At 71.5% G+C, this 13,177-nt stretch carries 11 protein-coding genes; 3 read left to right on the top strand and 8 right to left on the bottom strand.

All coding sequences use genetic code 11. The annotated features are described in order from the left end of the window. Positions 1-74 precede the first annotated feature (74 nt). From M2283_RS39115 to rsmI, 7 genes are all read right to left on the bottom strand, one after another. Positions 75-1,343: a hypothetical protein gene (locus tag M2283_RS39115; RefSeq protein WP_280881283.1), complete on the bottom strand. Its 1,269-nt coding sequence runs from the start codon at positions 1,341-1,343 to the stop codon at positions 75-77. Between the two features lie 61 nt (positions 1,344-1,404). Then, entirely contained in the window at positions 1,405-2,304 is a 900-nt protein-coding gene (locus M2283_RS39110) for a 4-(cytidine 5'-diphospho)-2-C-methyl-D-erythritol kinase (RefSeq protein ID WP_280881282.1), read from the bottom strand. Continuing rightward, entirely contained in the window at positions 2,301-3,338 is a 1,038-nt protein-coding gene (gene rsmA, locus M2283_RS39105; protein WP_280881281.1) for a 16S rRNA (adenine(1518)-N(6)/adenine(1519)-N(6))-dimethyltransferase RsmA, read from the bottom strand. Before rsmA ends, M2283_RS39110 begins: the two co-directional genes overlap by 4 nt. Positions 3,339-3,456: 118 nt before the next feature. Continuing rightward, positions 3,457-4,782, bottom strand: coding sequence for a resuscitation-promoting factor (locus M2283_RS39100; RefSeq protein ID WP_280881280.1), 1,326 nt, complete (start codon positions 4,780-4,782; stop codon positions 3,457-3,459). A 108-nt stretch (positions 4,783-4,890) separates the two neighbouring features. Then, positions 4,891-5,790, bottom strand: a complete 900-nt coding sequence (locus tag M2283_RS39095) for a TatD family hydrolase (protein WP_280881279.1) — start codon at positions 5,788-5,790, stop codon at positions 4,891-4,893. Between the two features lie 63 nt (positions 5,791-5,853). Next, on the bottom strand, positions 5,854-6,267 hold the full coding sequence (locus M2283_RS39090; protein WP_280881278.1) for a hypothetical protein: 414 nt from the start codon (positions 6,265-6,267) through the stop codon (positions 5,854-5,856). A gap of 248 nt (positions 6,268-6,515) precedes the next feature. Continuing rightward, positions 6,516-7,373 (bottom strand): 16S rRNA (cytidine(1402)-2'-O)-methyltransferase, encoded by an 858-nt coding sequence (gene rsmI / locus M2283_RS39085; protein WP_280881277.1) that lies wholly within the window; start codon positions 7,371-7,373, stop codon positions 6,516-6,518. 127 nt (positions 7,374-7,500) lie between these two features. On the opposite strand from rsmI, the gene M2283_RS39080 reads away from it, so the two are divergent. From M2283_RS39080 to M2283_RS39070, 3 genes are all read left to right on the top strand, one after another. Next, the gene (locus M2283_RS39080) at positions 7,501-9,243 is read left to right on the top strand and encodes a dolichyl-phosphate-mannose--protein mannosyltransferase (RefSeq protein ID WP_280881276.1); all 1,743 of its coding nucleotides are present in this window, start codon (positions 7,501-7,503) and stop codon (positions 9,241-9,243) included. Between the two features lie 170 nt (positions 9,244-9,413). Beyond that, positions 9,414-11,033 (top strand): penicillin-binding transpeptidase domain-containing protein, encoded by a 1,620-nt coding sequence (locus M2283_RS39075; protein WP_280881275.1) that lies wholly within the window; start codon positions 9,414-9,416, stop codon positions 11,031-11,033. Positions 11,034-11,131: 98 nt separating this feature from the next. Further along, a complete protein-coding gene (locus M2283_RS39070; protein WP_280881274.1) occupies positions 11,132-12,808 on the top strand; it encodes a penicillin-binding transpeptidase domain-containing protein in 1,677 nt (558 codons plus the stop codon). On the opposite strand, the gene M2283_RS39065 is transcribed toward M2283_RS39070, so the two are convergent. Beyond that, a complete protein-coding gene (locus tag M2283_RS39065) occupies positions 12,809-13,156 on the bottom strand; it encodes an SsgA family sporulation/cell division regulator (RefSeq protein WP_280881273.1) in 348 nt (115 codons plus the stop codon). It abuts the gene before it with no gap. Positions 13,157-13,177: the final 21 nt, after the last annotated feature.

Genomic DNA, 13,177 nt, shown 5'->3' with positions numbered 1-13,177 from the left:
CCGCCCCGTCTGTACCGCGAACGCGGTACTTCCCTGTGGAGATCGGGCGAAGATCGGCCGGCCACGAAGACCGGTCAGCCCGGCTCCCGTTGGCGCCACTGGTAGCGCCACACCGCGTCCAGCAGCCAGGTGTCCGGCCACTTCTCCCGGTCCACGGGACCGATGTGACGCTCGGCCTCGACACAGCGCGGATCGTCGTGCAGGGCGAGGCCGTACACCGCGTAGATACGGATCAACTGGTCCTCGTGGTCGATGAGTTCGGCCAGCGCGTCGGCGATGGCGGGGTCGCGGCCCGGGTACTCGGCGAGCCAGTAGCCCGCCACCGCGCGGACCCGGGAGTCGGGGTCGCGGACGAGCGTGAGCACTGCCGACAGATGCTCGGGACGGACCAGCACGCGTCCCTCGTCCCGCTGGAGGCCGTGCGGGACCAGCATGCGGATCCGCGGGTCGGGATGCGTGAGGTGGGAGAGCAACAGCGGCTCGATCTGCGGACCCGTGCTCTCCGTCAGCGCGTTGAGCACCGCGGCCAGCACCTCGATGTCCTCCTCGGCCGCGGCCCACGGCACCAGCACCTCGGGCCCGCGGTCCTCGAAAAGGTCGTCGGGTTTCAGGGGGTAGCTCCCCAGCCCCATGATCAAGCACTTCAGCACGTCCGCCGCGAACAGGCGCCGCAGCCGGTCGGGGTGACGGCCCAGGGCCACGGCGGCGGCCCAGGTCTCCTCGTCCGTCCGGGCCGAGAGGGTCAGCGACACCGTGGACCAGACGGCGTGATCCGGGTCGGGGTGTGCCAGGGCGCGCGCCACCAACTCGTCGAAGGGCGTGCGCACCCCGAAACGCGCCTCCAGGTTGCTCAGGATCCCCGCGTGCCCGTCGCGCACGCTCACCCCGCCGAGCGTGAGCTGCTCCCAGTGGCAGCACCAGCCCAGGTGTTCGCCCCGGCTCCGCTCGGCCGCCCCCGACACACCGGTCCTGCGCCGCAGTTCGGCCTCCGCCCCCGCCTCCGTCCACTGCCGGGCGCGGGCGAGCAGTTCGGCGCGTACGGCGGACGAGAGGTGGACGAGTTCCGGCAGTACGGCGGCGACCATGACGTCGGAGCCGCCGTCCGCCGCGCGCAGCAGCGGGGTGTCATCGTCGGAGAGGGCACGCAGCGGATCGGCGCCCGCCTCGACCAGCGCCTCGGCGACCGGTTCGTCGTACGCGGCGACGGCCAGGCACAGCACGGGAAGTCCGTCGGCCACCGCCTCCGGGTCCGCGCCGGCGTGCAGCAGATCCCTGACCTCGTCCACGTCACCACGCCGTACGGCGGCCACGAGCACGTCCGCCGACACCGAGTCCTCCGTCAACTTCCCCAACTCCCCCGTCCCCGGCGGAGCCTAGAGGCCCGGTACGGGACCCGGCACCTGGTTAACCGCCCAGCACCGTCGCTCCGAGCGCCGGCCCCGACGTCACCCGCACCGTCCGGCACGTGCCCGAAGTCGCCAGCGCCGCCGCCACCTTGGCCGCGGACTCCGGGTCGCGGGCGAGGAACGCCGTCGTCGGGCCCGAGCCGGAGACCAGCGCGGCGAGGGCGCCTGCGGTGCGGCCGGCGGCGAGGGTGTCGGCGAGTTCGGGGAAGAGGGAGAGCGCGGCGGGCTGCAGGTCGTTGGAGACGGCGGCGGCGAGGGCGTCCGGGTCCCCCTTGGCGAGGGCGTCGAGAAGCTCCCGCGAGGCCACCGGCTCGGGGATGTCGGTCCCCTCCCCCAGCCGGTCGAACTCACGGAACACCGCCGGGGTCGACAGCCCCCGCTCCGCCATCGCGAACACCCAGTGGAAGGCGCCGCCGACTTCGAGGACGGCGAGCTTCTCCCCGCGCCCGGTGCCGAGCGCGGCCCCGCCCACCAGGCTGAACGGCACATCGCTGCCCAACTCGGCGCAGATGTCGAGCAGTTCCTCACGCGTGGCCTCGGTGCCCCACAACTCGTCGCACGCCACGAGCGCGCCCGCGCCGTCCGCACTGCCGCCCGCCATGCCACCGGCGACCGGGATGTCCTTGGCGATGTGGATGTGCACGGCGGGGTCGATGCCATGCCGCGCGGCGAGCGCGACGGCCGCGCGGGCGGCGAGGTTCGTCCGGTCCAGCGGCACCTGGTCGGCGTCCGGCCCCGCGCAGGTGACGCGCAGCTCGTCGGCGGGCGTCACCGTGACCTCGTCGTAGAGGCCGACCGCGAGGAAGACGTTGGCCAGGTCGTGGAACCCGTCGGGCCGCGCGGCACCCACCGCGAGCTGGACGTTGACCTTGGCGGGGACGCGGACGGTGACGCTCACTTACCGGGCTCCTTGGGTGGGGCGGTGTCGGCCGGGGCGGTGTCGGTGAGGGCCGTGTCGGTGGGAGTCGTGTCGGTGTCGGCCTGAGCCTCGCTCGCGGCGCCCGCCGCACGGGCCTCGCGCCCGGCACGCGCGCGTCGCGTGCCCTCGGCGCCCGCCCCACCTTCACCGCCCACCTTGTTCTCCGCGATCCGCGCGAACTCCTCCACCGTCAGCGACTCCCCGCGAGCCTGCGGAGACACCCCCGCCGCCACCAGCGCCACCTCCGCCGCCGCGGCCGAACCCGCCCAGCCGGCGAGAGCCGCCCGCAGGGTCTTGCGGCGCTGGGCGAAGGCCGCGTCGACCACCGCGAAGACCTCGCGCTTGGAGGCCGTCGTCTTGACCGGCTCGGTCCGGCGGACGAGGGCAACCAGGCCGCTGTCGACGTTCGGGGCGGGCCAGAAGACGGTGCGGCCGATGGAGCCGGCGCGCTTGACCTCGGCGTGCCAGTTGGCCTTCACGGACGGGACGCCGTACACCTTCGAACCGGGCGGGGCGGCGAGCCGGTCGGCGACCTCCGCCTGGACCATGACGAGGGTGCGCTCGATGCTCGGGAAGGTGTCGAGCATGTGCAGCAGGACGGGCACGGCGACGTTGTACGGCAGGTTCGCGACGAGTGCCGTCGGCGGCGGGCCAGGGAGGTCGGTGATGTGCATGGCGTCCGAATGCACCAGGGCGAAGCGATCCGCGCGGGTGGGCATGCGGGCGGCGACGGTCGCCGGCAACGCGCCGGCGAGAACGTCGTCGATCTCCACGGCGGTGACACGGTCGGCGACTTCGAGCAGCGCGAGCGTGAGTGAACCCAGGCCGGGGCCGACCTCCACGACCACGTCGTCGTCGCGGACGTCTGCGGTGCGGACGATACGGCGGACCGTGTTCGCGTCGATGACGAAGTTCTGACCGCGTTGTTTTGTCGGGCGTACGCCCAGGGCTGCCGCCAGTTCGCGGATGTCGGCGGGGCCCAGGAGGGCGTCGGGGGCGGGGTTGCTGCTCACGGCACCCAGGGTACGGGGCTGCCATTTGGCTGCGGCACCGTCGTGGCTGGTCGCGCCCAAGCGGCGAAGCCGCATCTCGACACAGCCCCGCGCCCCTCTGGGGGGCGAGCCCCCCATCTCAGCCGTGCAGCCTTGTCCCGCAGTGCGGCCACGGGCTCGCGCCCCGGCGGACGTACAGCTTCTTCGCGCGGAACGTCTGCTCGGCCGCCGGTGCGTCCTGCGGGCGTCCGCTGCCGCCGAGGCCCTGCCAGGTGCGGGTGTCGAACTGGTAGAGGCCGCCGTACGTGCCCGACGGGTCCACCGCGTTCGGACGGCCGCCGGACTCGCAGGTCGCGAGGCCGTTCCAGTTGAGGCCGTCCGCCCCGCCCACGGAGGTCGGCAGCGGCTTGGTGCCCACCTTCACGATCTGCTTGCGGGGCCGGCGCACCACCTCGTCGTCGGTCTTACGCGGCTTCTGCTTCACGCCGTTGACCGTGCGCAGGGCGTACGTCACCCGGCGCAGGCCCGCCTGTCCCGCCTGCTCGACGACCTCCGTGCCCTTGAACAACGAGAGGTCGTCCGTGCGCTGCACCTCGAACGGGATCGGCTCCTCGCGGACCTCCTTCGTGCCGGTGATCCGCAGCACGGTGACGGTCTGCCCGTCGCGCGGGAAGCTGTCCTGCGGGACGGACGTGGTGTCCTCGTCGCGCAGGGTGATCCCGGACTCCCCGATGACCTCGCCGACCGTCGCCGCGTTGGTGCGGACCGTGCGGGCACGGCCGTCGGCCATGACGGTGACCGAGCGCTCGGTGCGCACGTCGAGTTCGAGACCGGCGCGTCCGATGGGCTGGGAGCGCGAGATGGACAGGTACGCGCCCTCCGCGCGCACCCCCAGCTGTTTGAGCGCCCCGTCGACCGTGTGCGCCGTCGTCCACACCTCGCGCCGCTGGCCGTCGAGCGTGAGCCGGACCGGACGCCCGTAGTGCACGGCGACCTCGTCGCCGCTGGTCAACTCCGTGCCGGGGGCGGGCGCCACCACGTCGTGCGCGCCGACGTCGACGCCCTCCTGCGCGAGCAGCTCGGTGACGTCGTCCGCGAAGGTGTGCAGGGTGCGCGGTCTGCCGTCGACGCTCAGCTCGACGGCCTTGTCCTCGGCGACGAAGGCGGTGGTGCCGCCGGCGAGGAACGCGACGACCAGTGCCTGCGGCAGCAGCCGGCGCATCGCGCTGTCCGGGCGCTCGGTGTACCGCCCCTTGCGCCGCCGTTCGGCCCGCCCCGCCTGCCGCGGCAGCGTCGGTTCCAGTGGCTCGGGCGCTTCGTACGCGGGCCGGTACGTGTCGTCGTACGTGTCCGGCGCCGCGTACACGCCATAGGCCAGCGTCTCCGCAGTGTGCAGGTCACCGCGCAGGTCGCTCTGCGGCTCGACGCCGTACGGCTCGTACGTCTGGTACTTGGAGTTGCTCACGCCGACACGCTCCAGTGGCCGGAGGGGTCCGGAAAGGGCCCCCAGAACCTAGCGGAGCATTCGTCACTCTCCAAAGCGACGCGACTACTCAAAGTGGTGTTCGAGGCCTCAATAACCGAAGGCGCGGGCCGTGTTCGCCGCGAGAGCCGTCGCCAGCGCGTCCTCGTCGATGCCGCGTACGGCGGCCAGCGCGCGCACCGTGACCGGAATGAGATAGGGGGCGTTGGGCCGTCCGCGGTACGGCACCGGCGTCAGGAAGGGCGCGTCCGTCTCCACCAGGAGCAGCTCCAGCGGGGCCACCGCCACGGCGTCGCGCAGGTTCTGGGCGTTCTTGAAGGTGACGTTGCCGGCGAAGGACATGAAGTATCCGGCGCGGGCGCAGAGGTCCGCCATCTCGGCGTCGCCGGAGTAGCAGTGGAAGACGGTCCGCTCGGGGGCGCCGGCTTCCTTGAGGACGCGCAGGACGTCGGCGTGGGCGTCGCGGTCGTGGATGACGAGCGCCTTGCCGTGCCGTTTGGCGATCTCGATGTGGGCGCGGAACGAGCGCTCCTGCGCCTCCTTGCCCTCGGGCCCGGTGCGGAAGTAGTCGAGGCCGGTCTCGCCGACGCCCTTGACCTGCGGGAGCCCGGCCAGGCGGTCGATCTCGGCGAGCGCCTCGTCGAGCGCGCCCGCGCCGCCCGCCGGGCGCTCGCCCTGCCGGGACCAGCCGTCCGGGTCGCCGTGGACGATGCGCGGGGCCTCGTTGGGGTGAAGGGCGACGGTCGCGTGGACGTTGTCGAACGCGGCGGCCGTCTCGGCGGCCCATCGCGAGCCCTTGATGTCGCAGCCGACCTGCACGACCGTCGTCACCCCGACCGACGCGGCCTTCGCGAGGCCCTCCTCGACCGTGCCGGACTGCATGTCCAGGTGGGTGTGGGAGTCGGCGACGGGCACCCGGAGGGGTTCCGGGAGCGGCGGGGCGGCGTTCTTGCCGGAGGCGCCGGAAGAGCCGGAAGAGGGGGAGGGCATGCCCCGATCCTACGAAAGGGGCACGCCCTCAGGTCCGGCAGGTGCCGAGAGGCTCCGGGAGCCTCAGCTCGCCTTGCGCTGGAACGGGTGCAGGAGATCCGACAGGTGCCAGTGGTGCCGCTCGCCCCGGTCCTGCGCGGGCACTTCGGGCACGCCGGACTCCGCCACGGGCGCCGCGACCGACGTCCGCTGAGGACGGTGCGCCGCGTCGCGCACCGAGGAGACCTGGCCAGGCCGCATGATCCGTACGACATGGCCGTCGCACTGCACGCACGAGGGCCTACTCAGCGGGGAGGGCACGACCCGGCCGCCGGCCACGTACGTCACGAACTGGTGGCCCTCGGCATCCTTGTGGTGCTCTATCTCGTAGGACTGCTCCCAGCCGTGCCCACAGCGCATGCAGGCGAAGGAATACGACTCGTGGACCACCGCGGTCGCCGCACCGCGGCCGCCGTTCTGTCCGGAGATCTCGCTCATGCCAGCTCCTCTTGTCCGCTGGGCACAGGGACGGGTGCGTCCCCACAACCCAGTGGACGCCTCCACCGGCATGAATGCATCAGGCCTGTCGAGTGTTGGAGCCGATTTGGACTTTCCTTGCCATACCGGCCTCGGCACCGGCCCGGACTTTGCCATCGCCCCGGCTGGCTTTGCCTGTCCGTGGGGCGCGCGCTCAGAAGAAATGCGCCCTGCTCAGAGCGGGTATGAGCCGGATCACGCAGGCCTCGTCAGGAGCTTGCGGAAGCGGCGTTCTTCGCAGCCACAACCGCGTCGAAAACCTCCCGTTTGGGCAGCCCGGCCTCCGCCGCCACCGCCACGATGGCCTCCTTGCGCCGCTCCCCCGCCTCCTCGCGCACCCGCACCCGCCGCACCAGCTCCGCCGCGTCGAGTTCCTCCGGCCCCTTCTCGGGCGCACCCTCCACGACGACGGTGATCTCACCCCGCACACCCTCGGCGGCCCACGCGGCCAGCTCCTCCAGGGGACCCCGCTTGACCTCCTCGTACGTCTTGGTCAGCTCCCGGCAGACGGCGGCCCGCCGCTCGGCGCCGAACACCTCGGCCATCGCGGCGAGGGTGTCGTCGAGCCGGTGCGGGGCCTCGAAGTAGACGAGGGTCCGCCGCTCGTCGGCGACCTCCCGCAGCCGGGTCAGCCGCTCGCCCGCCTTCCGCGGCAGGAACCCCTCGAAGCAGAACCGGTCGACGGGCAGCCCGGACAGCGCGAGCGCGGTCAGCACGGCGGACGGGCCGGGTACGGCGGTGACGCGGACGTCCTTCTCGACGGCGGCGGCGACCAGCCGGTAGCCGGGGTCGGACACCGACGGCATCCCGGCGTCCGTCACGAGCAACACGCGTGCGCCGCCCACGAGTTCCTCGACGAGTTCGGGCGTACGGGCCGACTCGTTGCCCTCGAAGTACGACACGATCCGCCCCTTGGGCGTGACGCCGAGTGCCTGGGTCAGCCGCCGCAGCCGGCGGGTGTCCTCGGCGGCGACGACGTCGGCACCGGCCAGTTCGGCGGCGAGCCGGGGCGGCGCGTCCGCGGTGTCGCCGATGGGGGTACCTGCGAGGACGAGGATTCCAGTCACGCCCCCATCCTCCCAGCCGCGCCCGTATCCACCCAGCCGCACCCGAACTCTCCTCGCTTCCCGGTCCGAAGCGGACGCATCCGCCCATGCACGGGACTCACACAGCGCTGTTCCCTACGATGGCGCGGTGACCAGTACCGCGTCCTCCACGGACACCCGGCAGGGCCCGACCCCGCAAGACCAGCGGCCCTCGTGGCAGCAGCGGCTGCGCCGTTTCGGCTACCAGCCGGGGGCCAGAGACAGCGATGTGCGCGAGCGGCTCGTACCGCCGTACGTCCAGCCCAGCCCGCGTCTGTGGCAGGTCCTCGGCGTACCGCCGGCGCTCGCCGAGCGCATCGCCCGCTGGTCCGGCTGGGGCGGCCCGCTGCTGGTCACGCTGATGGCGGGCGTGCTGCGCTTCTGGAACCTGGGCAGCCCGAAGGCGGTGATATTCGACGAGACGTACTACGCCAAGGACGCCTGGGCGCTGGTCCACCGCGGCTTCGAGGTCAACTGGGACAAGAACGCCAACGACCTGATCCTGTCGACGAACGGGCACGTCACGGTCCCGGCGGACGCGGCGTACGTCGTGCACCCGCCGGTCGGCAAGTACGTCATCGGGCTGGGCGAGCTGGTCTTCGGCTTCGACCCCTTCGGCTGGCGCTTCATGACCGCGCTGCTCGGCACCCTCTCGATCCTCATCCTCTGCCGCATCGGCCGCCGCCTCTTCCGCTCCACGTTCCTCGGCTGCCTCGCGGGCGCGCTGATGGCGGTGGACGGCCTGGCGTTCGTGATGAGCCGTACGTCGCTTTTGGACGGCGTGCTGATGTTCTTCGTGCTGTCCGCGTTCGGCTGTCTGCTGATCGACCGGGACAAGGTGCGAGCGAAACTGGCCGCCGCGCTCCCCCTCGACGCCGACGGCAGGGCCCGCCCGGACGCGCACATCGCGGAGACGACCCGCTTCGGCCCGCGCCCCTGGCGCTGGATGGCCGGCCTGACCCTGGGCCTGGCCCTCGGCACCAAGTGGAACGCCCTCTACATCCTGGCCGCGTTCTGCGTGATGGCCCTCCTCTGGGACGCCGGTTCCCGCAAGGTCGCGGGCGCCCGCCACCCGTACAGCGCGGTCCTGCGCCGAGACACCGGCCTCACCTTCCTGGCCACGGTCCCGGTGGCGATCGCCGTCTACCTGGTCTCCTGGATCGGCTGGATCCTCTCCCCCACCAACGGCTCCGGCGGCTACTTCCGCAACTGGGCCGCCACCGACGGCAAGGGCGGCAACTGGACCTTCCTGCCCGACTGGCTGCGCAGCCTGTGGCACTACGAGCACGAGGTCTACGAGTTCCACGTGGGCCTGTCCTCACCCCACACGTACATGTCCAACCCGTGGAGCTGGCTGGTCGACGGCCGCCCGGTCTCGTACTTCTACGAGTCCCCCTCCCCCGGCAAGGACGGCTGCCCGGCCGACGCCGGCGAGAAATGCGCCCGCGAAGTCCTCGCCCTCGGCACCCCCCTCCTGTGGTGGGCGGCCTGCTTCGCCCTCGCCTACGTCCTGTGGCGCTGGTTCTTCCGCCGCGACTGGCGAGCCGGCGCCATCGCCTGCGGCATCGCGGCCGGCTACCTCCCCTGGTTCATGTACCAGGAGCGCACGATCTTCTTCTTCTACGCCATCGTCTTCGTCCCGTTCCTCTGCCTGGCGGTCGCGATGCTGCTCGGCGCGATCATCGGGCCACCGGGGTCGAGCGATACCCGCCGGGTGGCCGGGGCGACGGGGGCGGGGGTGTTGGTGCTGCTGATCGCGTGGAACTTCATCTACTTCTGGCCCCTGTACACGGGGACGGCGATCCCGATCGACAACTGGCGGTCGCGGATGTGGCTGGACACCTGGGTGTAGCCGACACCGTCTCCCCTCGGTCCCACTTCGCTCCCTCTTCAACAACAAACGAAAACTTGGACCACAGCCGCCCCCCATCTCGCATACAGTGCGAGCATGGACAGCCCTTTCTGAACGTGTTCAGAAGACCCTGGAGGCGTGGGGAGGGCTCGCGGGGAGGGGAACGTTTCATGGGCCGGGGGGTCAGGACCGCCGTCATAGGCGGGGTGTTCGCCGTGATGGTGGGTGGGGCCGGGTACGGGGCCTACAACATCGTCGGTGCGGTGAGCGGCGACGAGGGATCCGGGACGGGTGCCGTGAAGACCGGGCCGCCCGGTGCCGGGGAGGTCAAGGACGCGTCGGCCAAGTTCTTCGCGGCCTGGGAGCAGGGCGACGGGGCGAAGGCGGCCACGTACACGAACAACGATGTCGGTGCCGAGCCGTTGTTGACCGCTTATGGCACCGACGCGCACATCACTCACGTGAAGATCACGCCGGGGACCGCCACCGGGGCCACCGTGCCGTTCTCCGTGAAGGCGACCGTGTCGTACGAGGGGAAGTCCAAGCCGCTCTCGTACAGGAGTGAGCTGACCGTCGTCAGAGGAAAGACCACCGGGCGTGCGCTCGTCGACTGGCAGCCGTCCGTGGTGCATCCGCAGCTCAAGAAGGGCGACACGCTGGTCACCGGCGAGGCCGCCAATCCGCCGATCGAGGCCGTGGACCGGGACGGCACCGTCCTCACCGCGGCCAAGTACCCCTCGCTGGGGCCGATCCTCGACGAGCTGCGCGCCAAGTACGGCGACAGCGCGGGCGGTACGCCCGGGGTCGAGCTGTCGATCCGGCACGAGACCGAGGGTTCCGCCGACACCTCGCTGCTGACCCTCGCCAAGGGCAAGCCGGGCGAGTTGCGGACCACCCTGAGGGCGAGCGCGCAGGCGGCGGCCGAGACCGCGGTGAAGAAGTACGCGGAATCGTCGGTGGTGGCCGTCAAGCCGAGCACCGGCGAGGTCCTCGCGGTCGCCAACCACCGCGCGGACGGCTTCAACGCCGCGTTCCTGGGCCAGTTGGCGCCCGGCTCCACGATGAAGATCCTCACCGCGGCCACGCTCATCGACAACGGCATCACGAGCATGAACGGCCCGGCGCCCTGCACGAACGACGCGGTGTGGCAGAGCCAGACCTTCCACAACCTCAAGGGCATGGCCCCGAACCTGAACGCGACGCTCTCGGAGAGCTTCGCCCGCTCCTGCAACACCGCGTTCGTGAAGTACGCGGACGAGGTGCAGGTCGACTCGCTCACCAAGGAGGCCGAGGACCGCTTCGGGCTCGGCCGGGACAACTGGAAGAGCGGCATCCCGTCCTTCGACGGCTCGGTCCCGGCCTCCGGCGGCCCGGACACCGCGGCGAACATGATCGGCCAGGGCCAGGTCCAGATGAGCCCGCTGAACATGGCGTCGGTGACGGCGACCGCGATGACGGGCGCCTTCCGGCAGCCGGTCATCGTCTCCCCGAAGCTCGACGACCGCCAACTGGCCACCGCCAAGGGCCTGTCCGCGAGTACGGTCGAGCAGCTGCGCGCGATGATGAACCGCACCGCGACCAGCGGCACCGCGGCCGGCGTGATGGCGGGCCTGGGTCCGAACTTCGGCGCGAAGACCGGTTCCGCCGAGGTCGACGGGCAGTCCAAGTCGAACAGTTGGTTCACCGGCTACCGGGGCGACGTGGCGGCCGCGGCGATGACGCAGGACGGCGGCCACGGCATAGACGCGGCCGGGCCGATTGTCGCAGCTGTGCTACGGAGTGGTGGCTGAAGTCACCCGTACAGGACGGGACTCTAGGGTGACTACCGTCGTTGAGGTGTGCGTGAGGGCAACGGGGACCCTGGGGAATCGGCGGAGGAATCGGAACTGTGGGTAAAAGAGGGCGCGTCGCCGAGCGACGGAAGACCAAGCCCGCCGTGATCGGCGGGATGATCGCCGTGGTCGTCGGCGGCGCCGGTTTCGGCGTCTACGCGCTGTACGGGAGCGGGGCGGCGGCCGACGACCGGACGACCAACACGTCCGCGTCCGCCGACCACAAGGACGTCAAGACCGGCCCGCTGTCGGCGACCGAGGTCACCACCGCGGCCACCCGGTTCCTCACGGCCTGGCAGCAGGGCAAGGTCCCGCTGGCCGCCGCCGTCACCAACGACACGACGGCCGCCACCACGCTACTCACCGGCTACACCAAGGACGCCCACATCGAGGGCGTCACCCTCACCCCGGGCACCCGCACCGGCGACAAGGTCCCCTTCTCCGTGAAGGGCACGGTGTCGTACAAGGGCACCAGCAAGCCGCTGGCGTACGAGAGTTCGCTGACGGTCGTGCGGAACAAGGAGGACGGCAAGCCGCTGGTCGACTGGGCCTCCGCCGTCGTCCACCCGGACCTCAAGGACGGCGACACCCTGGTCACCGGCGAGTCCGGGACCCCGCCGATCAAGGCCTACGACCGTGACGGCGGCGAGCTGACGACCGCCAAGTACCCGTCGCTGGGCCCGGTGTTGGACGGGTTGCGGGAGAAGTTCGGCAAGGTCGCCGGCGGCAAGGCGGGCGTCGAGCTGGACGTGGTGCGCGGCAAGGCGTCCGAGAAGGCCAAGCTGTCCGACAAGACGCTGCTGACGCTGGCCAAGGGCACGCCGGGTTCGGTGAAGACGACGCTCAGCCCGACCCTCCAGGCCGCCGCCGAGCAGCAAGTGGCCAAGCAGGCGCGGGCGTCGACGGTCGTGATGCGCCCCTCGACCGGCGAGATCCTGGCCGTGGCCAACACCTCGCACGGCTTCAACGTCGCCTTCCAGGGCTCCCTCGCGCCCGGCTCCACGATGAAGATCGTGACGTCGACGATGCTGTTCGAGAAGAACCTCACCACTCCGACCGCCTCGCACCCCTGCCCCAAGACGTACAAGCTCGCCGGCTGGACCTTCCACAACGACGCCGACTCCGAGATCAAGCAGGGCACGTTCAAGATGAGCTTCGGGGCGTCCTGCAACAACGCCTTCATCAACTTCGCGCCGAAGCTGTCCGACAGCGACCTGACGAAGGAGGCCCAGCAGGTCTACGGACTCGGCATGAACAACTGGGCCATCGGTGTCCCGACCTTCGACGGCGCGGTCCCGGTGCAGAGCGGCGCGCAGATGGGCGCCTCGCTGATCGGCCAGGGCGGGGTGCGGATGAACCCGCTGAACATGGCGTCGGTGGCGTCGACGGTGGCGACGGGCTCCTTCCACCAGCCCTACCTGGTCTCCCCGACGGTGGACGACCGCACGCTGGCGAAGGCCTCGCGGACGATGTCGTCGACGACACAGGCCGAGCTGAAGGACGTCATGCAGTACACGGCCGCGTACGGCACGGCGGCCAAGGCGATGGCGGGTCTCGGCCCCAACTACGGTGCCAAGACCGGCTCCGCGGAGGTCGACGGCCAGGAGAAACCGAACGGCTGGTTCACCGCGTACCGCGGCGATCTCGCCGCGGCCGGCGTGGTCCAGGCGGGCGGCCACGGCGGCGACACGGCGGGACCGATCGTCGCGGCACTGCTTCGGATGGGCGGCTGATCAGCTGTTGGCCGGCGCCGTCGCCATGTAGGTGCGGCGCAGGAACCTCAACAGGGCCTTCGACTCGAACTGCACCACCGAGACACCCTTCGCCGAGTGGAACTCGACCACCGCCTGTACCCGCCCACACGGCCAGACGCGGACCTCACCGCTGCCTGCCGGGGCACGCAGACCCTGTTCGAGCAGCGCACGCGAGAAGGTCCACTCGTGCACTCCGGGCAGTCCGAAGCGCACCGAACGCGGGTCGGCCTCCGGGTCGTAGCGCAGGACGACCGGAACGGTCGCGTCGTCCGGGATCTCGGCGTCCGTGACGATATGGGCTCGCGCGTACTGTTCGACTACAGACATCGGGCGGCCCCTAACGCTGCG

Source organism: Streptomyces pseudovenezuelae (assembly GCF_029892565.1).
Lineage (GTDB): Bacteria > Actinomycetota > Actinomycetes > Streptomycetales > Streptomycetaceae > Streptomyces > Streptomyces pseudovenezuelae_A.
The sequence above is the reverse complement of the archived record's forward strand: the minus strand, read 5'-3'. Positions and strand labels throughout refer to the sequence as shown.